At 64.4% G+C, this 22,864-nt stretch carries 13 protein-coding genes and 1 pseudogene; 10 read left to right on the top strand and 4 right to left on the bottom strand.

Annotated features, from left to right (window positions below; translation table 11 throughout):
* Nucleotides 1-46: 46 nt before the first annotated feature.
* The gene (locus HGI30_RS17440) at nucleotides 47-3,427 is read right to left on the bottom strand and encodes a GH36-type glycosyl hydrolase domain-containing protein (protein WP_168908719.1); all 3,381 of its coding nucleotides are present in this window, start codon (nucleotides 3,425-3,427) and stop codon (nucleotides 47-49) included.
* A gap of 267 nt (nucleotides 3,428-3,694) precedes the next feature.
* Between HGI30_RS17440 and HGI30_RS17435 the strand changes: the two genes are divergently transcribed.
* From HGI30_RS17435 to HGI30_RS17425, 3 genes are all read left to right on the top strand, one after another.
* Nucleotides 3,695-4,936 (top strand): sugar ABC transporter substrate-binding protein, encoded by a 1,242-nt coding sequence (locus HGI30_RS17435; RefSeq protein ID WP_168908718.1) that lies wholly within the window; start codon nucleotides 3,695-3,697, stop codon nucleotides 4,934-4,936.
* Nucleotides 4,937-5,034: 98 nt separating this feature from the next.
* Nucleotides 5,035-5,919 (top strand): carbohydrate ABC transporter permease, encoded by an 885-nt coding sequence (locus HGI30_RS17430; protein WP_168908717.1) that lies wholly within the window; start codon nucleotides 5,035-5,037, stop codon nucleotides 5,917-5,919.
* A 12-nt stretch (nucleotides 5,920-5,931) separates the two neighbouring features.
* A complete protein-coding gene (locus HGI30_RS17425; protein WP_168908716.1) occupies nucleotides 5,932-6,786 on the top strand; it encodes a carbohydrate ABC transporter permease in 855 nt (284 codons plus the stop codon).
* Nucleotides 6,787-6,948: 162 nt separating this feature from the next.
* On the opposite strand, the gene HGI30_RS17420 is transcribed toward HGI30_RS17425, so the two are convergent.
* Nucleotides 6,949-7,755, bottom strand: a complete 807-nt coding sequence (locus HGI30_RS17420) for a YheC/YheD family protein (protein ID WP_168908715.1) — start codon at nucleotides 7,753-7,755, stop codon at nucleotides 6,949-6,951.
* 609 nt (nucleotides 7,756-8,364) lie between these two features.
* Here HGI30_RS17420 and HGI30_RS17415 point away from each other — a divergent pair.
* The 5 genes and pseudogenes from HGI30_RS17415 (at nucleotide 8,365) to HGI30_RS17395 (ending at nucleotide 19,455) form a co-directional block, all read left to right on the top strand.
* Nucleotides 8,365-9,891: a phenylacetate--CoA ligase family protein gene (locus tag HGI30_RS17415; RefSeq protein ID WP_168908714.1), complete on the top strand. Its 1,527-nt coding sequence runs from the start codon at nucleotides 8,365-8,367 to the stop codon at nucleotides 9,889-9,891.
* Nucleotides 9,891-10,883: a 2,3-diaminopropionate biosynthesis protein SbnA gene (sbnA, locus tag HGI30_RS17410; RefSeq protein WP_168909944.1), complete on the top strand. Its 993-nt coding sequence runs from the start codon at nucleotides 9,891-9,893 to the stop codon at nucleotides 10,881-10,883. Before HGI30_RS17415 ends, sbnA begins: the two co-directional genes overlap by 1 nt.
* A gap of 85 nt (nucleotides 10,884-10,968) precedes the next feature.
* Entirely contained in the window at nucleotides 10,969-11,934 is a 966-nt protein-coding gene (locus HGI30_RS17405; RefSeq protein ID WP_168908713.1) for a 2,3-diaminopropionate biosynthesis protein SbnB, read from the top strand.
* Nucleotides 11,935-12,245: 311 nt separating this feature from the next.
* A pseudogene (locus HGI30_RS17400) lies at nucleotides 12,246-18,917 on the top strand (pullulanase); the annotation flags it as partial.
* 103 nt (nucleotides 18,918-19,020) lie between these two features.
* On the top strand, nucleotides 19,021-19,455 hold the full coding sequence (locus HGI30_RS17395; protein ID WP_168908711.1) for a DUF1801 domain-containing protein: 435 nt from the start codon (nucleotides 19,021-19,023) through the stop codon (nucleotides 19,453-19,455).
* 184 nt (nucleotides 19,456-19,639) lie between these two features.
* Here the strand turns inward: HGI30_RS17395 and HGI30_RS17390 are convergent, their stop codons facing one another.
* Nucleotides 19,640-20,263: an FMN-dependent NADH-azoreductase gene (locus HGI30_RS17390; RefSeq protein ID WP_168908710.1), complete on the bottom strand. Its 624-nt coding sequence runs from the start codon at nucleotides 20,261-20,263 to the stop codon at nucleotides 19,640-19,642.
* A gap of 208 nt (nucleotides 20,264-20,471) precedes the next feature.
* Between HGI30_RS17390 and HGI30_RS17385 the strand changes: the two genes are divergently transcribed.
* Entirely contained in the window at nucleotides 20,472-20,942 is a 471-nt protein-coding gene (locus tag HGI30_RS17385) for a hypothetical protein (RefSeq protein ID WP_168908709.1), read from the top strand.
* Nucleotides 20,943-20,997: 55 nt separating this feature from the next.
* Nucleotides 20,998-21,177 (top strand): hypothetical protein, encoded by a 180-nt coding sequence (locus HGI30_RS17380; protein WP_168905841.1) that lies wholly within the window; start codon nucleotides 20,998-21,000, stop codon nucleotides 21,175-21,177.
* Nucleotides 21,178-21,323: 146 nt separating this feature from the next.
* On the opposite strand, the gene HGI30_RS17375 is transcribed toward HGI30_RS17380, so the two are convergent.
* Complete coding sequence (locus HGI30_RS17375; RefSeq protein ID WP_168908708.1) at nucleotides 21,324-22,757, bottom strand: SpoVR family protein; 1,434 nt, start codon at nucleotides 22,755-22,757, stop codon at nucleotides 21,324-21,326.
* Between the last annotated feature and the right edge of the window lie 107 nt (nucleotides 22,758-22,864).

Here is a 22,864-nt window from a genome sequence, read left to right as displayed (position 1 = left end):
TACCACAACTTTCCATCGCTGATCTCGTACGGCTGCGGCGGCGGGCTCAGGCGTAGACGAGAAGCTCCTGCAGCTGCCCGGACTCGTCGGTCCAAAGCGGCTCCAGCTCGTCCAGGCGCAGCTCCGCGCCGCCGCTCCGGTACGGATGGGACAGGCGGGAGAAGGCGGCCTCGCGTCCGTTGACCGTGATGCGGGACACCGGGGAGCCGCTCAGGCGGTAGACGATGCGGACCGGCCGGCCGGCCAGCTCGAAGCGGACGGCGAGGCACCCGAGCGAAGCGGGCAGGGCGGGATCGAGCACGATCCGGCCGGCGGCCGCGCGGATGCCGAGCACGCTGGAGACGAGCTGGTTCAAGTAGATGCCGGGGCCGCTCGAATAGATGCGCCAGCCGCCCTTGACGGGGGCCTCTCCGCTGCGCAGCTCCTCGAACCGCTCCGCCGCCTCGCGGCGGGTGGCGAAGTCGCCGTCCGAGCTGCTGAAGTAGGCGTTGCTCTGACGCGGCGCGGCGTTCGGAACCGTCGCCTGAATGCCGACCGGACTGATGACCTGCAGCGCCTGCCACGCTTCCTCGGCCTCGCCGAGCTTGGCCATCGCTTCAATATAGCGGATATGCGCATGCACGTATTGCAGCCCGATCTCGCGGCCGAAGTTGGCCGCCTGCTCCGCACGCTTGAAGCGCACGCTGACCCCGCCCTCATAGGTCGCGGGCCGGTTCATGAGGCGGACGCCGTCGGGAAAGCGCAGCTCCCGCTGGATCAGGCCGCGATGCGCCTCGGCCTGCTCGGGGGTAAGCAGCTCGGCGATCATGCTGCGCGTCATCGGCAGCAGCCGGTAGCGGATGCCGGTCCGGACGTCGTCCGGATGAAGCAGCTTGGCCGGACGGGCGGGATCGGCCAGATCGAGGAAGCCGGGCACGACGCCGTCCGGCTCCATGTAGGCGGCGAAGTCGCGGCGGATGCCGTCCGCAAGGCGGAGCAGCTCCTCCGACAGGGAGGCGTGCCGCGGCTCCGAGGCGAGCGCTTGGCCGAGCGTGCGCATCGCCTGATAGGTCAGGGCGACGGTCCAGCTGCTCGCCATCGAGGCGCGCAGCTCCGGCCGGGCCGGCTGCAGCGTATCGTCCCAGTCGCCGTCTCCGTAGGCCGACAGCATCGTGCCGGGCAGGAAGCGCTCGCGGATATGGTCGAGCTGGCGCTCGACATGCTCGCGCAGCGGGCGGCGGCGATCCGTAAAATCGAACGTCGCCTCGTCGGTGTACGGCAGCTCCTCGTCCAGCAGCCCGAAGTCGCCGGTAGCGGCGAGGTAGTCGCCGAGCAGCTTGAGCGGCCAGACGATGATGTCCCCGTGGCTCTCGTGCTGCTGCACGCGGCTGTAGCGGTCGAACATGAACCATTGCGGCCAGCCGCCGCTCTGCTCGTACTGATGCTCGTACACGGTCGTCAGGATGCCGCGGACCGCGTCCCAGCGCTGCATCGCGAGGAAGAACTCGGCCGGTCCCTGGCAGACGTCGCGCGTGCCCCAGGCGGCGCCTCCATACTGCTCCAGGCCGTGCGGAGACAGGAAGTGCACGCGCATATTGTGGACGTACCACCAGGCGAGCGCGTCGAGCCGCCGGACGGCCGGATCGCCGCCGGGATGCTCGAGGCGGAAGCCGCGCATCAGCTCGGCCATGCCGGAACGGTACTGCGCCGTCGCTGCCGCGAGATCCGGTCCCGCGGCGGCGGGCTCGCGCAGGCCATCCAGCCGGCCTTCGATGCGCACGCTCCAGCTGGCCGAGGCGCCGGTCTGCAGCACGAGCAGCGGCGATGCGCCGGGCTCCAGCTCAGGCAGCAGCCGGCGGTCGTCGAAGCGCTCGACGGCGGCGCCGGCGGTCGTCAGCCGGTACGCAAGCTCCGGGTATGCGGCGCGGATCGGCGAGTCGTCGCCGGGGGCGAACCGCAGCGAGCCGTCCGGCCGTTCCTCCAGCCGATACGGAGCCTCCAGCTCCCGCTCGGCCATCGTGATCTGCGCGGAGAGCAGATAGCGCCGCGGAAGGCCGGCGGCCGACGCGACGCTCAGCGTCGTCCCGGGCGCGTCCGCGTCCGTCCAGCTCGTGACGACGATCGTATCGCCGTCCAGCGCATACACCCAGCGGGCGTAGTTGAAGCCCATCTCGAACAGGCTCGGCATCGCCAGCAGGCGGAATCGTCCGTCCTGCTCGGCGTACAGGCGCAGGCCGGACGCATGCGCCGCGTTGAGCGCATTGCGCGTATGGCCGATCAGCTTATTGAAGCTGGTATTGCCTACGACGACCTGCGAATGGAAGACGCCGTACATATAGGCGGTCGTGGCGAGCACTTCCGCTCCCGGCAGATCCGGCGCGCCGCTGAGCAGAATATGCCCGTGCGGCCGGTCGAGCCGCAGCTCCTTGGCCTTGAGCGCGACATGCGCGTAGTCGGGGGTGAAGAAGGCCTGAAGCTCGTCTCCGTGCCGCTCCTCCTCGATCCGCTCCGGGTACCTCTCGGCGATCTCCGCTTCGGTCAGGGAGCGCGCCTGCAGCGGCTCGCCGAGATCGGCGGCCCGTCGCGGAGCCGGCTGCAGCGGCACCGGCTCATCGGAGGTCCGGACGATGTCCGCCCAGCTCCGCTCGATGATCTCGCCGTACTCGGCCTCCGACACCGCCTCGGGATGGTCGTCCCGGAACAGCCCGTAAAAGGCGATCTCCGCGCCTCCGGCCGGATCGACCGGGCGGGACTGGAGCGCCGTATAAGCGAATTCGTACTGCAGCACCTCTCCGGGCAGCCGGTCCCGCTCCAGCGCCTCCGGCCGATGCGTATCCTTGAACGAGCGGCCGAAAAAGGAGAAGCCGTCGGTCGCGAACGAGACCGATCCGGTCAGGCAGCCTTGCTGCAGATAGGGAAAGCGTCCGCCCTGGGGCTGGTTTTGGCGGGTGCAGACGATCCAGCCGCGGCGTTCATCCTCGTACGCCGAATGATCGAGGTAGTGGGCGTTGTACGCTTCGTTGCCGAGCACGGCGGCCGGAGCCCCGAGGCCGATATCCTGGCCATAGACGACGTCGGCGGCCAGGCCGGGCGCGTCCGCGTCGAGCCGCACGCGCCAAAACCAGACGCCGCCCGATCCGAGCAGGAAGGCCGCCTCGTAGCGGATGCCGAACGCCTCGCCGCTCCAGACGACGCGGCCTTCCCCGCAGCCGACCCGGCTGTCCGAGGCGATGCCGATCAGCGGACAGGAGCGGATTCCTTGCGGGCCGCGCACGCGCAGGTACAGCTGGTTCAGCGAGCCGTCCAGCGGATGGCTGCGCAGCTGGTTCAGCATCATGCCGCTGCCGGTCGCCTCGTACAGGTCGCCGGTCGGGTGGAAGGTGAAGGCAAGGCCGTCGCGCTCGAGCCGCCAGCGGGCGGACGGCGAAGGCTGGGATGGGAATCGCATGGTGCTTCCTCCTTTTGCGGGAACGTGGGACATGACGATAGAAACGTTTCGACAACAACCAAGACGAGTATAAACGGAAGCAGTAAAAGAAGTCAAACGAAGATCGGAGACCGTTTCCATGCCATTCAAGCTCCCTCTTCGGCATTAATGAAGAAAAAATTGTTTCAGCAGGAGGGCTTGAATGCGATTTCATTTTGATCTATAATTCAATTCGAAACGTTTCACCGATACCGAGGGGCAACCGAAACCAGGGGAGGATATGGCGAAATGGACAAGAAAAAAATCGGAACGGCGCTCGCCGCGGCGATGCTGGCGGGAGGAACGCTGGCAGGCTGCTCGTCCGGAGGAGACGGCGCGGAGGGCGGCAAGACCGTGCTGAACGTATGGGCGATGGGAGACAGCAGCAAGCCGATGGAGCAGATGGCGGAAGCCTATTCCAAGGAGAATCCGGACGTCTCGATCAAGGTGCAGGCCATCCCGTGGGGCAGCGCGCACGACAAGCTGCTGACGGCCGTCGCGTCCAAGAAAGGGCCCGACGTGCTGCAGATGGGCACGACGTGGATGCCGGAGTTCGCCGCGGCCGGCGCGCTGGCCGACCTGACCGGCGACCTGGCCGACTATCCGGAGCTTGCCGCGGACAACTTCTTCGACGGCACGGTCACCTCCACCCAGTTCGACGGCAAGACGGTCGGCGTGCCATGGCTGGCCGAGACGCGCATCCTGTTCTACCGCACGGACGTGCTCCAGTCGGTCGGCTACGACCAGGCGCCGAAGACGTGGGACGAGCTGCTCGACGCCTCCAAGAAGCTGACCGAGCGCGGCAAGGACAAGTACGGCATCGGCCTCGATCCGAAGGAGCCGACGCTGAACTTCATGTTCGCCCGCCAGAACGGCTCGAAGCTGATCGAGGACGGCAAGGCGCAGTTCGACCAGCCGGCGTTCCGCGATACGGTCGCCTACTTGGACGGCTACTTCAAAAACGGCTACGCGCCGGTCGACCTCGGACTCGATACGTCGCAGACGTTCGGCGGCGACGGCATGGTGCCGATGTTCATCAGCGGCCCGTGGATGATAAAAACGATCCGGGATCAGGTTCCCGACATCGAGGGTAAGTGGGCGACCGCGGTGCTGCCTTCCAAGGAGAACAACATGAGCTCGCTCGGCGGCTCGAACCTGACCGTATTCGGCTTCAGCAAGCAGAAGCAGGAGTCGATGAAGTTCATCGCGTTCCTGAGCAAGCCGGAGAACCAGCTGGAGTGGATGAAGCAGACCGGCGAGCTGCCGGCCAATCGGAAGGCTTGGGAAGACCCGCAGCTGAGCGGCGATCCGAACATGGCGGTCGTCGGCGAGCAGCTGGAGAACGCCGAGCCGATGCCGCTCGTCAAGCCGTGGGACAACATCTCGCAGAACTTCCTGCAGACGTTCGAAGAAATCTACCGGGCGAACGCGGACCTGGATGCGAAGCTGAAGGCGTTCAACGAGCAATCCCAGAAGCTGCTCGACAAGTAGAGCGAAGGGGCCGCGGCGGCGGCCGGAGGCGGATCCGGTCCGCTTTCGGCCACCGCCTGCCGTCATGAGCGGCCACGACTTGCAAAGGAAGTGAGTGTATGAAGGGTTCCTCCAAAGCCGCGCCGTACGTATTCATCGGACCGACGCTGCTCCTGCTGGCGGTGTTCTCGCTGCTGCCGATCCTCGTCGCCCTGGGCATCAGCTTGACCGACATGGACCTTGCGGGACTGGCCGACTACTCGTCCATTTCGTTCGTCGGCCTGACCAACTACGCCGACGTGCTGGGCGATCCGGTGTTCCTGCTGGCGCTGCGCAACACGCTCTTTTACGTCGTCATCGGCGTGCCGCTCGTCATCGCCTGCTCGCTCGGCGTGGCGCTGCTCATCCATTTCGGCCGCTCGCGGCTGTTCAAGGTGTTCCGCGTCGTCTACTATCTGCCCTCGGTGACCAACGTCGTCGCCGTCGCCGTCGTCTGGAGCTACCTGTACAACCCGGGCATCGGGCTGTTCAACTTCATCCTGACGTCGATCGGCTTCGACAAGGTGCCGTGGCTGACCGAGCCGACGATCGCCAAGCTGTCGCTCATCCTGCTGGCGCTCTGGCGGAGCATCGGACTGAACATGATTATTTTCATCGCCGCGCTGCAGGGCATCGACCGCTCCTATTATGAAGCGGCGCAGCTCGACGGAGCGAGCGGCTGGCAGCAGCTGACGCGGATCACGCTGCCGATGATGCGCTTCGCGATCTTCTTCGTGACCGTCACGACGATGATCGGCTGGCTGCAATTTTTCGAGGAGCCCTTCGTCATGACCGAGGGCGGACCGCTGAACGGCACCGTCTCGGCCGCGCTGTTCATCTACCAGAACGGCTTCCAGTACAGCCACTTCGGCTATGCGGCCGCCGGCTCGTTCGTACTGTTCTTCCTCATCATCGCCGTCACGATGGTGCAGCTGCGGCTGCAGCGGAAGCAAGCCGAGGAATAGGAGGAGGCTCACATGAAACAAGCGACGACCCGCAAGCCGGCCGCGGCCGCTCCGAGAGGAAGGCTCTCGCAGTGGGCCGCCGGCATCGTGCTGACCGTATTCGGCATCGCCATGGTGCTGCCGTTCGTCTGGATGGTGCTGTCCGCTTTCAAGACCGAGGGCGAGATCAAGCGCATCCCGCCGACGCTCTGGCCGGAGGCGTTCACCTGGGACAACTTTTCCCGGCTGTTCACGGAGATGGACTTCGGCACCTACTTGAGCAACACGCTGCTCATCACGCTGTTCTCGTTCGTCGGGTTGCTGCTGAACGCGATGGCCGGCTTCGGCTTCGCCAAGTATCGGTTCAAGGGGCGGGAGAAGCTGTTCCTGCTCGTGCTCGCCACGATGATGATTCCCGGCCAGGTCACGATGATCCCGGTCTATCTCATCCTGAACGGCGCCGGACTGACCAACACGATGCTCGGCATCGTGCTGCCCGGCTTCACGAGCGCGTTCGGCATCTTCCTGTTCCGTCAGTTCATGAGCACGCTGCCGGAGGAGATCATGGAGGCGACGCGCCTCGATGGCGCGAGCGAGTACCGGCTGTTCGCGCAGGTCGTGCTGCCGATGTCCAAGCCGATCCTCGCCGTGCAGGCGATCCTGACGTTCATCGGCGGCTGGAACAGCTTCCTGTGGCCGCTCATCATCGCCAACGACGAGAAGCTGTACACGCTCTCGGTCGGCCTGCAGCTGCTCAAGGGGCAGCACGGCACGAACTTCGCCCTGCAGATGGCGGGAGCGGCGTTCATGGTGCTGCCGATCATGGTCATCTTCATCTTTTTCCAGCGGCAGATCATCGAGAACTACAACATCTCCGGCATCAAATGAAGCAGGTAGATGCTTCGAGGGTTTAACGCGGAGCAGACCCGGCGGTGCGGGCGGAGGCGCGCAGACGTCATGCCCGCAGGAAATGCCGGGAGCGGACCCGGCGGTGATCGGGGCGCGCAGCCGCGATGCCCTTTTCACATGCGAACGAACGAAAGCGCCCCCTCAGGGCGCTTTTTTCGCTTTGTTGCAGATCAGCTTGTAGCGGCGGCCGTAGCCTTTGCCGTACTCGACGATGCGCCGGATGATCGCCGGATCGTCGAGCTTGGTGAACGGGCACGGATCGGGGCGCGTGTTCACCTCGAGAATCCACGGCTTGCCGCTCTTGTCGACCGCAAGGTCGAGTCCGAGCTCGCGCAGCGCCGGATACGATCGGCCGAGCTCGCCTGCCGTCTGCAGCGCGATCCGGTCCATGCGCCGCCGCAGCGCCTCGGCCTCCGACTTGCCGAAGGCGGGCTCGAGCAGCCGCCTCGGCTCGAAGATCGTGCCGCCTTGGCTGCCGTTGCTGACGATCTTGGCGGGGTGGGCGACGCGCCCTGCTGTGCCGTTGCAGGCCCATGCGCCGGATTCGCCCTGCTGGATCATGAGGCGGAAGTCGAACGGACGCCCTTCATGCTCCAGCATGCGGATGCCCCGCTGCACGAGGTAGGGCGTCTCGCCGATCCGCTTGGCGAGCGAGCGGTACAGGCCGCTGCGGGTCGCGAAGCGGCGCACCGTCTCGCCGCTCTGGTAGGCCCAGCCGCTGGCGGTGCGCTCGACGCGCATGACGCCGATGCCCATCCGGCCGACGTCGGGCTTCACGTACACCATGCGGTGCTTGCGGAGCATCTCCGCGAGCGACTCCTCGCTCAGCCAGCGCGTCGCGGGCACGGACTTGGCGAGCTCCGCGTGCTGGAGCAGCCGCTGCGTCTTCTCCATCTTGCTGGCGACGGACCGCCGGGTGGCGTCGCCGCCGCTTTCACCGCTAGACATGCCGCTAGCTCCTTTCGCTGGAGGGATGGTTCCAGTGTATGGGCGAGGCGCGGCGGGCGACTGGGCGCGGATCGATGGAGGATCAGGGAGGGAGGGCGGGCGGGTTGTCCGGTCGCGGCGTGAACGGGGGCTGACGACGAATAAGATCGGCTAACGACGAATCAGAGCAGCTGACGACGAATCAGATCGGCTGACGACGAATCAGAGCAGCTGACGACGAATCAGATCGTTAGAACCCCCAGCGGGGGCAGCCCGCAAATCTAACGGCGCGTGATGGGCTTAGCCATGCCAAAACGCCGAAAAAACATGCGGGAAGAGGCTGGAGGCTAGTTTAAGCGCCTGACTCGTCGTTAGAAGTTTGGAGAAGCGATAAAAGGGACTTTAAGCGTCTGAGCAGTCGTTGGCAGGAGAGGGAAATGCATAGCATAGGTCCCTCGGAAGAGCAGAAAACCGGCTTCGGTCGAAGCGGCAACGGGTCTGCACGGGTCTGGAACCTGCGTGCATAGGGGCTGGAGGCTAGAGACGGCGGGAGGCGCACCTGCCGCGCCGCGATGGCATACGGTATTGCGATGGGCGGAATCGACTCCGCCGACAAGAGGAGGCGAAGCGATGCGGGCAGCGGAGTGGAGCGCGGCGATCGGACGGCTGCGCCGGAGCTTTCCGTGGATCGACGGGCTGGCGGAGGCTGATGGACCATCGGGGAACCAAGCAGCGGATTCAACCGAAGCGTCGTCGGAAGGGGCGGCTGCCGGTGCTGCCGGCGGAGCGTCGCCGGAAGGGTCGGCTGCCGGTGCTGCCGGCGGAGCGTCGTCGGAAGGGTCGGCTGCCGGTGCTGCGGGCGGAGCGTCGTCGGAGGGGGCGGCTGCCGGTGCTGCCGGCGAAGCGTCGTCGCAAGAGGAAGGGACGGAGGCCGCGGCCGAGGCGGCCGACGCTGTGGATGGAGCCGGCGACGGCCGTCTATCCGCGGCTGCTTCTGCCGAGGAGCTGGCGGAGTCGCTTCTGCTGCTGAAAGGCTTGCCGCTGCTGACGGCGGCGGCGCTGGAGCGGCATTACTACACGGACGGCAATCCGCTCGCCGAGCAGGCGGGACTGAACGTCTACCGCACGTCCGGCACGAGCTCGGGCCGGCGCAAGGCGATCTACTACACGCCGCAGGACGAGGCGGATTACCTGCGCGTCAAGCTGGACGTGTTCCGCGAGCTGCTGGCCGGCGGCGAGTGGCGGACGGCCGTCTCCGACATGGGAACGGGCCATGCCGAAGCGACGGCGGGCGAGGTGTTCCGCGAGCTCGGCCTCTCGGTCGAGACGCTGCCGTTCCAGCTGCCGATCGCGGAGCATGTATCTGCGCTGGAGCGGCTGCGTCCGGACGTGCTCTACACGATGCCGTCGATCCTCGACCGCATCCTGGCGTCGGCCGACCGGACGGCGGAGCTCGGCATCCGGCGCGTGCTGCTCGTCGGCGAGCTGGCCTCGCCCGGCTGGCGGCACGCGGCGGCGGCGCGGCTCGGCCTGACCGAGCTCGACGTCGCCGATACGTACGGCTCCATCGAGATCGGCACGATCGCCTCCTACTCCCCGGAGCAGGGCCGCTATCTGCTGGCCGACGGGCTGCTCGCGGAGGGCGTGCCTGCGGAAGCGCTTGGCGACGGGCTGGACCCGCTGCCGGAAGGCGAGACGGTGCTCGTGCTTACCTCCGCGCTGCGCGAGGCGTTTCCGGCGCTTCGCTACGTCACCTACGACGTCGTGCGCGACCTGCGGCCGATTGTCGCGGGCGGCCGGCTGCGACAAAGCTTCGCCGGACTCGTCAAGCGCATCGGGCCCGACCTCAAGCATGGCGAGAAGATCAGCCTGTACGACATCGAGGACGCGGTCAGCCGCCGGCTGCCGGACGCGCGGCTGCGCGTCGAGATGCGGGGCAACCGGCTGGCGATCGGCATCGACAGTCCGTCCGCTTCCGACGAGGAGCTGGAGCTGGCGGGTCGGGACGTGGAGGCCCGCATCCCGGCGATCGGGGAGATGATCCGCAGCGGCTTGCTGGAGAGCATCGCGGTGCGGAGGGTGCGGCTTGGCGACGAGGCGGCCGACGGGCCGATCAAGCGCAAGAAGATTTTTTACGGGGAAGGGGAGTCGTCGTGATGCAGGGGCCGGAGCTGGAGGGAGGCATCGCGTCGACGATCGGGCGGACGCCGCTCGTGCGGCTCTCGCGGCTGTTCGCCGGAGAGGCGTTCGAGGTGCATGCCAAGCTGGAAGGGATGAATCCGGGCGGCAGCGCCAAGGACCGGGCCGCGCTCCACATGCTGAAGGAGGCGATGCGGCGCGGGGAGCTGGGTGCCGGCGGCGCGGTCGTCGAGTCGAGCTCCGGCAATCTCGCCATCAGCCTCGCGCAGCTGTGCCGGCAGGCGGGCCTGCGCTTCATCTGCGTCGTCGACCCGCGCACGACCGAGACGCACAAGTCGCTCATCGCCGCCTATGGCGGCGAGATCGAGCTGGTGAGCCGTCCCGATCCGGCGACCGGCGAATTCTTGCCTGCGCGCATCGCCCGCGTGCAGGAGCTGCGGGCGTCCATCCCCGGAGCCTACTGGACAAATCAATACGCCAATCCCGACAACGCCGCCGCGCATGAGCGCACGACGATGGCCGAGATCGCCGATGAGCTCGGGGAGGTCGACTGGCTGTTCTGCGGCGTCAGCTCCTGCGGCACGATCCGAGGCTGCTCCGATTACATTCGCGCCCGGGGCTGGCCGACCCGGATCGTCGCGGTCGACGCCCAGGGCAGCGCGCTGTTCGGCGGGGGCAGCGGCGTCCGGCGCTTTCCAGGGCTCGGGGCGGCGCTGGAGCCGGGGCTGCATCGCGCGGATCTGGCCGACGAGGTCGCGCGCGTCAGCGACGCCGACTGCGTGCGCGGCTGCCGCGGCCTGCTGAGGCGGGAGGCGATCCTCGCCGGAGCCTCCTCGGGCGGCGTCGTCGCCGCGATCCGCCGGATGGCCGGCAGCCTGCCTGCCGGAGCGGTCGTCGCGGCGATCCTGCCGGATCGGGGCGACCGCTATCTCGATACGGCGTTCGACGCCGGATGGGCGAGCCGCGAGCTCGGCCTGGAGCCGGACGAGGAGCTGGACGGCGCGCCTTGACGGAGCGTCTGATGGGCAAGGAGGCGGTCGGCATCGAGAAGGTCGGGGAGAAGGCCAGGAAGCGCAGGACAGAGGAGGAGATGCGATGCTTTACCTGAACGACGGACATATCCGCCAGCTCGGCTGGGATTGGGAACGGCTGGCGGACCGGGTCGAGGATGCGGTGCGCGCGATGGACGCCGGGGACAGCGCCGCGCCGCTCAAGGGGTACCTGCGCTTTCCCGGCACGCCGAACCGGATCATCGCGACTCCGGCCTATCTGGGCGGGAGCACGGAGCTGGCCGGCATCAAGTGGATCGCCGGCTTCCCCGGCAACCCGCAGCGGGGGCTGCCGCGCGCCCGCAACCTGATCGCGCTGAACGATCCGTCGACGGGCGAGCCGCTCGCCGTGCTGCGCAGCGACCTGCTGAACGGGCTGCGCGCGGCGGCGGTCAGCGGCGCCATGCTGCGCCGGTACGCGAAGCTGCGTCCGGCGGGCGGCAAGGGCTTCACGCTCGGCGTCATCGGCTGGGGGCCGATCGGCCGCCTGCATCTGGACATGGCGGCGGCGCTGCTCGGGCCGCGCTTGGAGCGGGTGCTGCTGCATGACGTGCGCGGCATCGCGGAGGACAGCATCCCGCCGGAGATGATCGGCCGCGTCGAGGCGACGACAGACTGGCGGGAGCTATATCGGCAGTCGGATGTGACCGCGACCTGCACGGTCGCGCCGAGCCGCTACATCGACGAGCCGCCGCCGCAGGGAGCGCTGCTGCTGCATGTGTCGCTGCGGGACTACGAGCCGCACAGCGTCGCCGGCCTGCGCACATTCGTCGACGACTGGAGCCAGGTATGCCGCGAGGATACGGACATCGAGCGGCTGCATGCGGCGGGGCTGCTGGCGGAGCCGGACGCGCTGACGCTGGCGGACGCCGTCTGCCGCGACGCGCTGGCGCGGCTCGCCGGAGAGACGATCTTTTTCAATCCGATGGGGCTCGGCATCTTCGATCTGGCGCTGGCGGGGGATTTCTACCGCCGCGCGCTGACGGAGGGGCTTGGGGTAGGACTGGAGTAGGGGGATAAAAGAGGGTTGACGAGTCAGCCCTCCTTCCCTAGAATAGGTTGTGCAAACGTTTTCTATGTAAGCGCTTTATTTCGTTGCCGATGCTTGCCGTCCTGTGAATCGCACGTGTTTCTTGGACGAGCGAGTCTCTTTTTCCCGTTTTATGCAAACGTTTGCTTTAAAGTCATTGTCTTAGCAGTCATTCATTCGAGGGGGTCTTGTTGAAAATGAGGATGAGCGCTACGACGAAGCGGTTCGTTTCCTTCGCCGCGATCTTTGCGATGCTGCTGTCCCTGTTCTCCGGCGCGCTGCCTGCGCAGGCGAACGAAGCGGCAGGCGGTGATACAGCCGTTCAGGCCATGGCGGCGACGCCGGTGCCGGAGGGCCATCTGCGCGTGCATTACCAGCGCGCGGACGGCAACTATGAGGGCTGGGGGCTGTGGCAGTTCGACGATGTCGCCCAGCCGTCTTCGGGCTGGCCGAACGGCGGCACGCTTTTCCCGGCCGGACAGGCCGATGGATATGGAGCGTACGTCGATATTCCGCTGAAGGCGGACGCCAAGAACGTCGGCCTCGTCGTCATGAAGCCGGCCAGCGGCGACAAGGACGGCGGCGATAAGAAGTTCGCGCTGGCCTCGCCGGCGATGAACGAGGTGTGGCTGAAGCAAGGCTCCGATGTAGTACATAGCTTCGAGCCGGCCGAGCTGCCGGCCGATACGGTGCGCGTGCATTATCAGCGTACGGCAGGCGACTATGACGGCTGGGGACTGTGGCTGTTCGACGAGGTGGCCAGCCCGTCCTCCGGCTGGCCGTCCGGCGCGATCGCATTCCCTGCGGGCCAAGTCGACCGTTATGGCGCTTACGTCGATATCCCTGTAAAAGCAGGCGCCAAAGCGCTCGGCCTCATCGCCATGAAGCCTGCGGACGGAACGAAGGATGGCGGGGACCGGAAATTCGCCCATGCCCATCTGTACAAGCACCTGTTCCTGAAGCAAGGAGACGATCAGGTGTATGTCTCGCCCTACGGCGAGCTGCCGACGGCATCGCTGCTGCCGGATCTGCTGAACGCGCAGCTGCTTCCCGGCTCGAAGATCCTCGTTCAGTTCAGCAAGCTGGAGGGGTTGGATCTGGATGCGATCCGGGACTGGCTGACGGTCAAAGATCGTAAAGGACAGGCTGTCGAAATTGTCTCGGCGGAGAAGCAAAGCGAGACTTCGCTGCTGCTGAACGCCTCTTACGAGGAAGGCCAAGCTCCGCTGGCCGTCTCTTTTGAAGGCAAGACGGTCTCCGCTTCGCTCGCCGAATGGCGAAAAGTCGACGAGCTATACGCCTACGACGGCAACGATCTAGGAGCGACCTACGCCGCAGGCGGAGCGACGCTCAAGCTGTGGGCGCCGAAGGCGTCCAGCGTCACCGTCAACGTCTACGACACGGACGATGCGACCGTCAAGATCGGCTCCCTGCCGTTGACCCAGGGCGAGCGCGGCGTCTGGTCGGTCCAGCTCCAGCCGGGCGATCTCGGCGTAGCGGATTTCAAGAATCATTTCTACCAATATGAAGTGACCAACGGCGGCGTGGCGAAGCGCGTGCTTGATCCGTACGCCAAGTCGATGGCCGAGTTCCACGTCAATACGAAGGGCGAGACCGGCGCGGACGGCGATCCGATCGGCAAGGCGGCGATCGTCGATCTGGCCGGCACCGATCCGGAAGGCTACGGCTTCGCCGACATCGACGGCTACGAGAAGCGCGAGGACGCGGTCATCTGGGAGATCCACGTTCGCGACTTCACGTCCGACCCGTCGGTCGAGAGCGATCTGAACGAAGCGACTTGGGGCACGTTCGACGCCTTCAAGCAGAAGGTCGACTACATCAAGTCGCTCGGCGTGACCCATGTGCAGCTGCTGCCGGTCATGGCCTGGTACTACGGCGACGAGGCGGCGATGAAGGAGCGCGAGCTCGCCTACTCGGCCAAGAACAACGAGTACAACTGGGGCTACGATCCGCACAGCTACTTCTCCCCGGACGGAGCTTACTCCGAGAATTCGGCCGATCCCGAGCTGCGCGTCCGCGAGCTGAAGGCGATGATCGACGCGATCCACGACGCCGGTATGGGGGTCATCCTGGACGTCGTCTACACGCATATGGCCAAGTCGGAGATCCTGAACGACATCGTGCCGAACTACTATGCCTTCCAAAAGCCTGACGGCAGCTTCGTCGGCGACTTCGGAAACAATCTGGCGACCAACCGCAAGATGGCCGAGAAGCTCATGGTCGACTCGGTGAAATACTGGTTCGACGAATACAAGATCGACGGCATGCGCTTCGACATGATGGGCGACGCGACCTACGAGTCCATCCAGAACGCCTATGATGCGGCCGCGGCAATCAACCCGCAGGCGCTGTTCATCGGCGAAGGCTGGAGAACCTTCAAAGGTGCCCAATCCGATCCTTACCTGGCGGGTCAAGGAGCGGATCAGGATTGGATGGACAAGACCGACGACGTCGGCGTCTTTTCCGACGAGTTCCGCAACGAGCTGAAGTCCGGCTTCGGCAGCGAGGGCGAGCCGCGCTTCATTACGGGCGGAGCCCGCAGCATCACGACGATTTTCAACAACATCAAGGCTCAGGCCGGCAATACGAAGCAGGACGACCCCGGCGACATGGTGCAATACATTGAAGCGCATGACAACTTGCCGTTGTACGACATCATAGCGAAATCGATTAAGAAGAACCCGTCTGTGCCGGAAAACAACGAGGAAATCCTGAAGCGCGTCCGTCTCGGCAACCTGCTGACGCTGACGTCGCAGGGAACGGCCTTCCTGCATGCGGGACAAGAATATGGCCGTTCGAAGCAATGGCTGGGCGAAGGAACTCCGGAAGGGGAAAATGACCGCGTTACCTTTGGAGACGAAACGGTTGCGGACTTCATTCACAACTCCTACGATGCCTCCGACGCAATCAACAAGTTCCACTGGGCCAAGACGGCGAACGCGGACGTCTACGGCGAGAACGTCAAGACGGTCGAGTATACGAAAGGCCTCATCGGCCTGCGCCAGTCCAGCGACGCGTTCCGCCTTGGCGAAAAAGACCTGGTGGACCGCAACGTGACGCTGCTTGAGATTCCGGAAGTGCAGCAGCAGGATCTCGTCATCGCGTACAAGACGCGATCCACCGACGGCACTGGCGCTTACTACGTCTTCGTCAACGCCGACAGCAAGTCCCGGAAGCTGACGTTGTCCGAGGACCTGACCGGCGGACTGGTCGTCGCGGACGACGACGAGGCTTCCACAGCCGGCGTATCCGCTCCGAGCGGCTACGCGTTGGAGTCCGGCTCGATTACGCTGCAGCCGCTGACGGCGGTCATCGTACGCACGGACGGACGCCCCGTCGTACAGCCGGGCAAGCGCTACCTCCAGTTCAATTACATCCGCGAGGGCAAGGACTTCGAGGACTGGAACATCTGGGTGTGGGGAACTGGCGTAAAAGACGAGGAAATCAAATTCAGCTTTATTGAAAACAAGACGGCTACCGCACTCATCGAGCTCGACCCGAAAGCGACCCAAGTCGGATTCGTGCTGCGCAAAGGCCAGGACTGGGCGACCGGCAAGCTGGACATCCCGGATGACCGCTTCATCCCGCTGACGCCGGGAGAGAGCTTCATCAAGGTGAACGTGACGGAGAAAGTCCGCGCGCTTGACATCAAGCCTGTCGTGACCGGGCCTTACCTGGATCATGGAGGCGCGACGTTCTATTATCGGAACGACAAGCTCTTCCAAGAAAACCGCCTCTCCAGCTTGGAGGAGGTGAAGCTCGACTTCGCCGGACAGTCGTACCCGATGGAATACGACGCCAAGAAAGAGCTGTTCTCCTATACGATGAAGGAGCTTCCGATCGGGACGCATGACTATGCCTTCGAGGCAACGATCGATGGCGAGACGACACGCGTCAGCGATCCGAAAAACACGGTCGACGGCAAGTCGTTCATCACCTATGCCAAGCCGACCGTAAAGCTGGCTGCGTCGGTGGAATCCAAGCTGTCGTCCGGTTCGGAAACGATCCTGGCCGTCAAGGCGGAGTCGTCCGAGCCGGTCGCCTACCGCGAAGCTTGGCTCGATCTGAGCGAGCTGGGCGGACCGGCCAAGGTCAAGTTCGATACCGAAATCATGGAGCAGGCAATCGCCGTCAAGGATACGACGAAGGCCGGAACGAAAGCGATCCCGGTTGAGCTCGTGGACATCTATGGGAACCATCACGTCACGCAAACAGAAGCGGTCGTCGAAGCGAAAACGTCGGCCGGCGGCAAGCTGGACTTCGACTTCGACGAGTCCCGCATCTACTTCGTGCTGACGGACCGCTTCAAGGACGGCGACGAGACGAACAACTTCGGCGTCGACAAGACGCATCCGGAAGCGTACCACGGAGGCGACTTCCAAGGGCTGCTCGACAAGCTCGACTACATCGAGGATCTCGGCGTCAACACGCTGTGGATCACTCCGATCGTCGACAACGTGGACTTCAACAAGGGCATTGACTTCGGCGGTACCCAGTACGGCTACCACGGCTATTGGGCCAAGGACTTTGCCAAGCTCGACGAGCATCTGGGCGACCTGGACACGTTCAAGCAGCTCATCGACGAGGCGCATGACCGCGGCATCAAGATCATGGTCGACGTCGTGCTCAACCATCCCGGCTACGGCATGAAGCCGGGAGACCAGTATCCGGGCGTGACGCAGGCAGACAAGGGCCGCTTCGCGGACATGCTCCGCACGGACGGACTGTCTTCCAACACGGATGCGATCAAGGGCGAGCTGGCCGGCTTACCGGACTTCCTGACGGAGAACCCGCAGGTCCGCAGCCAGGTCATCCGCTGGCAGACCGACTGGCTGGAGCGCGCCAAGACCGATCGCGGCGACACGATCGACTACTTCCGCGTCGATACGGTCAAGCATGTCGAGGATACGACGTGGAAAGCATTCAAGAACGAGCTGACGCGCATTGATCCCGACTTCAAGTTGATCGGCGAATACTTCGGCGCGACCGTCGACAGCGACGGAGGCACGCTGCAGAGCGGCCAGATGGACAGCTTGCTCGATTTCGGCTTCAAGGGCCAGGCGAAAGCCTTCGTGGAAGGCAACGTAGAGGCGGCTGACGCCTATCTGGCGGATCGCGCTGCCAAGCTCGACAATACGCGCGTCATGGGGCAGTTCCTGAGCAGCCATGACGAGGACGGCTTCCTCAGCGAGTATGTGGGAGGCGACAAAGCCAAGCTGATGGCCGCCGCGGCCATGCAGATCACGGCCAAGGGCCAGCCGGTCGTCTACTATGGCGAGGAGCTCGGTCGCTCGGGCAAGAACGGCGGCAAGTTCGAGAACGGCGAGTTCAGCCAGAACCGCGGCGACATGCCGTGGGACAAGGTGGAGTCCGAGTCCAAGCTGCTGGCTCATTACCAGAAGCTGCTCGGCATCCGTGCCGATTACTCGAAGCTCTATTCCAAAGGCGAGCGCGTCAGCCTGGAGGCTTCCAACGACAAAGGCTACATGGCCTTCCTTAACCGCTATGAAGGCGAGCAGCTCGTGACGGCGATCGGCGTCAAGACCGCCGCGCAAGAAGTTACGCTCGACGTGCCGTTCGCGGCAGGCAGCAGCGTGAAGGATCTGTACGGCGGCAAGACTTATGCGGTGTCCGCTGACGGCAAAGTGACGTTCTCGCTGCCAGCGATGGCGGATGGCGGCACGGTCGTGCTGGCGAACCAAAAAACGCCGACGCCATCGCCGGAGAACCCGACGCCATCGCCGGCAACGCCGACGCCGACCCCGACGCCATCGCCGGAGAATCCGTCGACCCCGTCGCCGGCAACGCCGACCCCGGCTCCGAGCGCTTCTCCGGCCAAGCCGGACAACGCGCTTGAGCTGACCGCGGATGCGCTGAAAGCCTCAGCGTCCATCACGCTCGAAGCCGGCATCGCGGAAGTCCGCCTGCCGCTTGACGCGAGCGCCGTCCTCGGCTCGAAGCCGCTGGAGCTGAAGCGAGACGGACTGACGGTGCAGCTGCCGTCCGCCCTGCTCGCGCAGCTGGCCAAGCTCATCCCGGCGGGAGAGGCGGAGGGCGCCTACCTCCGCTTCCAAGCCGCCGAGCTGGATGCCGCCGCTTCGGCAGCGGCCGCCGCGCAAGCAGCGACGAAGCTGGATGCCGGAGTCAAGCTCGGCAGCCAGCCGGTGGAGCTCAGCCTCGCCGTCGTGACGAAGGCGGGCCAGACATACTCGCTCGACCGCTTCGACGCTCCGGTCCAGCTGACGTTCGCGCTGGAGTCCGGCGCCAGCTTGCAGCTGACCGCCATCTACTACCTGTCCGGCAAGCAGCCGGAATACGTCGGCGGCAAGCTGGACAACGGCCGCCTGACGGCAAGCGTGAGCCACTTCAGCCTTTATGCAGCGCTTGAAGTCGACAAGACGTTCGCCGACCTGTCCGGCCACTGGGCCGAGGCGGCCGTGAAGCGTCTGTCGGCGAAGCAGATCGTCAGCGGCACGAGCACCACGACGTTCACGCCGGCCAAGGCCGTCACCCGCGCGGAGTTCGCCGCGATGCTGGCGAGAGCGCTCAAGCTGGACATGCCGGCTGCCGGCGCCGCGTTCAAGGACGTTCCGTCCAGCGCCTGGTACGCCTCTGCGGTAGAGGCGGCGCGCCAGCACGGAATCGTCAGCGGCAAGGGAGACGGCACGTTCCAGCCGAATGCGTCGATTACCCGCGAGGAAATGGCGCTCATGCTGATGCGCGCCTATCGCGCGCAGGCGACCGATGCGGAGGCTGCCGCTCCACCGGCTGCCATCCGCGACCTCGCCCGCGTCTCCGCATGGGCGGCCAAGGACGTGCAGGCCGCGCTCTCGCTCGGCCTGCTCAAGGGCCGCGCCGACGGCAGCTTCGCGCCGGCGGCATCCGCGAGCCGCGCGGACAGCGCGCAAGCGATCCTGAACCTGGCCGATCGTCTCGGGCTGTAGCGGGCCGAGGCGTTTCCAGCAGCCTGCTGCAATCAAAAAAAGGACTGCCCTTACGGGGCAGTCCTTTTTCGGTCTATACTAAGGAGAAAAAAGGAGGCGGAGCATGGCCTACGAGCTGAAGACGAAGCAAACCGAAGCGAGCGTGCTGGAATTCATCGAAAGCGTAGACAATCCGAAGAAGCGCGAGGATGCCTATCGGCTGCTGGACCTGTTCACGGAAACGACCGGACAGGAGGCGAAGATGTGGGGGCCAAGCATCATCGGCTTCGGCTCCTACCAGTACAAGTATGCCTCCGGTCATGAAGGAGAGGCGCCGCTCGTCGGCTTCTCCCCCCGCAAGGCGAAGACCAGCCTGTACCTGATGTCCGGCCACGAAGGCCGGGAGGAGCTGCTGCAGCAGCTCGGCAAGTTCACGGCGGGAAAAGGCTGCCTGTACATCAACCGTTTCGCCGATATCGACCCGGGCATCTTGCAGAAGCTGATCGTCCAGACCCGCGAGCATCTGCTCCAGACTTACCCGCCTGCCGGTCCGCAATAAATACGCGCCTGAACGGACGCTCCCCTTACAGCACGAAGGCATATTCCTTCGTCGAATCGGCCCGCTAGGATGCGAAATCGTGGTTGAGGAGGCATCGGGACACTAGTGGTTTCAAAAAGAGCGGAAAAAAGGAGGACCTCCATGACGTGCATGGCGATCCTCCTTTTTCGGTTTGAACGGGCTCTTAGAAGTCGGCTGCGACAGCCTTCACGTTGTCCAGACCTTCGCGCAGGATGTCGGCGGAGCGGTCGCGGAACTGGTTGTGGCCTTCGATGACGAGCTCTTGCACGTCAGCGCCGAACAGGCCGAACGCGCCTTTGAGCGGACGGACCGCCGCTTCGAAGTCCGCCATCGGACCTTCGGAGTACACGCCGCCGCGCGCGCTCAGCAGCACGACTTTTTTGCCTTTGGCCAGGCCTTCCGGACCGTTCGCCGTGTAGCGGAACGTCTTGCCGGCTTGAGCGATGTACGCGACATAGTTGATGAGCGGAGCCGGTGCGGCATAGTTCCAGAGCGGAACGGTGATGACGACTTTGTCGGCTTCGAGGAACTGGTTGACGTATTGGTTGACGCGATCAGCCGCTTCCTGCTCGTCGGCCGTCAGCTCCATGCCTTGCGCGCCTTTGAACATTGCGGTCATCGCCGTGTTGCCGTAGAACGGAAGGATTTCCGTGTACAGGTCCAGCTCGGTCACCGTGTCGCCGGCATGGTTGCTCTTATAGGAATCCAGGAAGGCATCGTACATTTGTACGCTAACTGCCTGCTCGGATGGACGGTCGTTGGCTTTGATGAACAAAACGTTTGCCATGAAAATAATCTCTCCCTTGAACATGAATTGTTACTGAATAAGTCACAGTATACAGCGATAACTAAAGATGCGCAACTAACTTTTTTTACACAAAGAAGCAATAAGAGAGGGAATCGCCATGCTTGACCGTTAGCGTGCGCAAGGGAAGCGTTCTCTATGTGCCGACTTCGGGAGGGGGCGGATCTTTACAATAACAGGGAAAATCTGTATGCTGGATCAAGCGAAACGAGGTGGTCGTTGTGGAAGACGCTTTAGCTTCAACCCTTGGCGAGCCGATCGGCAATGGAAACAAGGCAGCGACTTGCCGCCGGCGAAAGCCGGAAGCGGTCCCGGTTATTTTCGGCTCGCACGCCGGTCAGCAGCGCAGCCTGCTCGCGGCGTCGCCAAGAGGTCCGGCATGACGGGAGTTGCGCTCATCGTGTTGATCGTGCTGACGTTCAGCCTGTATCAGAAAACAAAGTCGCTCCAGGAAGACTTGACCGCCATCCGGGAGAAGCTCGGCCTGCTGCGGCCTGAGGAACTAGCGGAGCGCGAGCTTCAGCGAGCGATGGAAGCCGAAGCGGATGCCCGGGAGGCAGCCGACGAGGCTGATGCTCGGCATCCCGAGCTCGATGCGATCAATCGCGAGATCGAGCAAGAGCTGGAACAGGCTGCGGAGGATGGAAAGCCCCGAAGTTGACCTCGGCACATCTTTCGAGGAAAGCCTCCATTCAAGCTGACTTTTAGGAGGAAATATGGAAACTCCATCGACGGTCTTTTCGCTCATGAGCTTTTTGCCGATCGTTCTCTTCATCATTTACGGCTTGTTCATTCTTCTAGGCTTATACGCTCTTTATCTCCTCATCAAGTTCCTGATTCGCGCCATCGCCGCGCTGGACATCTATCTGGACGAGAAGCGGAACCGGCGGCTTTAGGTTTCGATACGTTTCCAGCTGGTTGAACAACACTTCATGCCGCGCGTGCATCGAATCCTTCCTCCTTGATGACGACAAGCCGATGGAGGCTCTACCGACAAGCAAGCCGCCCCGTTCGCGCGGGGCGGCTTGCTTTCGCTTTCGATTCAGATGAATTTCCGGCTCGTCTTCTTGCCGTCGCAGCTGAAGACGATCTTCTTGTCCTCGACGACCGTCTCCAGATGGACCGCTTTGCCCCACAGGTTGACGACATGCGGCAGGGTGCGCTCGACGTACTTCAGGTCGAGCTCGACCCCTTCGTACTTGTGGCCGAGGTACAGCTCGCCGACGCGGTTGAAGTCGCCGTTCAGCACCTCGAGCACGGGGAAGCCGCCGTTGATGCGGGAGACGACGAGCTGCTCGCGGACGTTTTTCCACGTCTTGTCGGTGATCTTCCACTCCGGCCCCTTCTTCTCGAAAATGTACAGGTCCATGTCCTCCACGAGCTGCTTGGTCAAGTAGTTGCGGAGGAACGAGGTGTCGGAATCGAGCTCGCGCACCTCGAACATCTTCTCCCGGCCGCGCCCCGGCTTGTAGCCGAAGCGGCGACGGTCGTCCTCGCTCGGCTCATCCCAGCGCTTCTCGATGTCCTCGAAAATTTTCAGCCCCAGGTAATACGGGTTGAGGCTGCCGCGTCCGGGTATGACGACGGAGGAGTTGAGCTTGGCGAACTCGATCGTCTCCTCGCTCGTCAGGTCCATCTCGCGGAGGATGCGCTGATGCCAGTAGGACGCCCAGCCCTCGTTCATGATCTTGGTCTCCATCTGCGGCCAGAAATACAGCATCTCCTCGCGCAGCATGCTCATGATGTCGCGCTGCCAGTCCTGCATCGTCGGACTGTGCTCCTCGATGAACCAGACGAGGTCCTTCTCCGGCTGGAGGGGAAAGCGGTTGGGGTCCGGCTGCACGTCCTGGCCGTCGGCATCGTTCTCGTCGAGCGACCACAGGTCGTCGTAGGCGCCGGCGGGCGGCGCTTCGGCTTCCTCGGCCTCCCGGCGCAGGAACTCGCCCTGCAGCGACTTGTCGAGCTGACGCGGCTTCACGAGCGCGGGGTCGATATGCTCCTGGATGGCGAGCACCGAATCGATGAACGCCTCGACCTTTTCCGTGCCGTAGAGCATCTCGTACTGCGTCACGCGCTCGGCGGTGGCGGACATGCTCTCCACCATGTCGCGGTTCGTATTGCGGAACCGGGCGTTGTTCTTGAAGAAGTCGCAGTGGGCGAGCACATGCGCGACGATGAGCTTGTTCTGGATGAGCGAGTTGCCGTCGAGCAGGAAGGCGTAGCAAGGATTGGAGTTGATGACCAGCTCGTAGATTTTGCTGAGCCCGAGGTCGTACTGCAGCTTCATCTTGTGGAAGGACTTGCCGAAGCTCCAGTGCGAGAAGCGGGTCGGCATGCCGTAGGCGCCGAACGTATAGATGATGTCCGCGGGGCAGATCTCATAGCGCATCGGGTAAAAGTCGAGGCCGAAGCCGGTCGCGATCTCCGTGATCTCGTCGATCGCGCGCTCCAGCTGGCGGATCTCGTCCTGAGTCATATCGGTTCCATCCCTCCGTGCGAAAGTTGGGGTTCATACCCAATCTATGCGCCGGTGGACGGGACTATGAGGGATGGGAGCGGTCCGAATGGGGCAGGCGCGTCATC

Source organism: Paenibacillus albicereus, from assembly GCF_012676905.1.
Classification (GTDB): domain Bacteria; phylum Bacillota; class Bacilli; order Paenibacillales; family Paenibacillaceae; genus Paenibacillus_O; species Paenibacillus_O albicereus.
Note: the sequence above shows the minus strand (reverse complement) of the source record. Positions and strands in the feature narration are given on the sequence as shown.

Excerpts from the sequence above, each read along its gene's own strand:
- HGI30_RS17380 (WP_168905841.1), top strand. The coding sequence starts at position 20,998 with ATGGAAACTCCATCGACGGTCTTTTCGCTCATGAGCTTTTTGCCGATC.
- HGI30_RS17385 (WP_168908709.1), top strand. The coding sequence starts at position 20,472 with ATGCTGGATCAAGCGAAACGAGGTGGTCGTTGTGGAAGACGCTTTAGC.
- HGI30_RS17415 (WP_168908714.1), top strand. The coding sequence starts at position 8,365 with ATGCGGGCAGCGGAGTGGAGCGCGGCGATCGGACGGCTGCGCCGGAGC.
- HGI30_RS17430 (WP_168908717.1), top strand. The coding sequence starts at position 5,035 with ATGAAGGGTTCCTCCAAAGCCGCGCCGTACGTATTCATCGGACCGACG.
- HGI30_RS17425 (WP_168908716.1), top strand. The coding sequence starts at position 5,932 with ATGAAACAAGCGACGACCCGCAAGCCGGCCGCGGCCGCTCCGAGAGGA.
- HGI30_RS17420 (WP_168908715.1), bottom strand. The coding sequence starts at position 7,755 with ATGTCTAGCGGTGAAAGCGGCGGCGACGCCACCCGGCGGTCCGTCGCC.
- HGI30_RS17375 (WP_168908708.1), bottom strand. The coding sequence starts at position 22,757 with ATGACTCAGGACGAGATCCGCCAGCTGGAGCGCGCGATCGACGAGATC.
- HGI30_RS17395 (WP_168908711.1), top strand. The coding sequence starts at position 19,021 with ATGGCCTACGAGCTGAAGACGAAGCAAACCGAAGCGAGCGTGCTGGAA.
- HGI30_RS17405 (WP_168908713.1), top strand. The coding sequence starts at position 10,969 with ATGCTTTACCTGAACGACGGACATATCCGCCAGCTCGGCTGGGATTGG.
- HGI30_RS17390 (WP_168908710.1), bottom strand. The coding sequence starts at position 20,263 with ATGGCAAACGTTTTGTTCATCAAAGCCAACGACCGTCCATCCGAGCAG.
- HGI30_RS17435 (WP_168908718.1), top strand. The coding sequence starts at position 3,695 with ATGGACAAGAAAAAAATCGGAACGGCGCTCGCCGCGGCGATGCTGGCG.
- sbnA (WP_168909944.1), top strand. The coding sequence starts at position 9,891 with ATGCAGGGGCCGGAGCTGGAGGGAGGCATCGCGTCGACGATCGGGCGG.
- HGI30_RS17440 (WP_168908719.1), bottom strand. The coding sequence starts at position 3,427 with ATGCGATTCCCATCCCAGCCTTCGCCGTCCGCCCGCTGGCGGCTCGAG.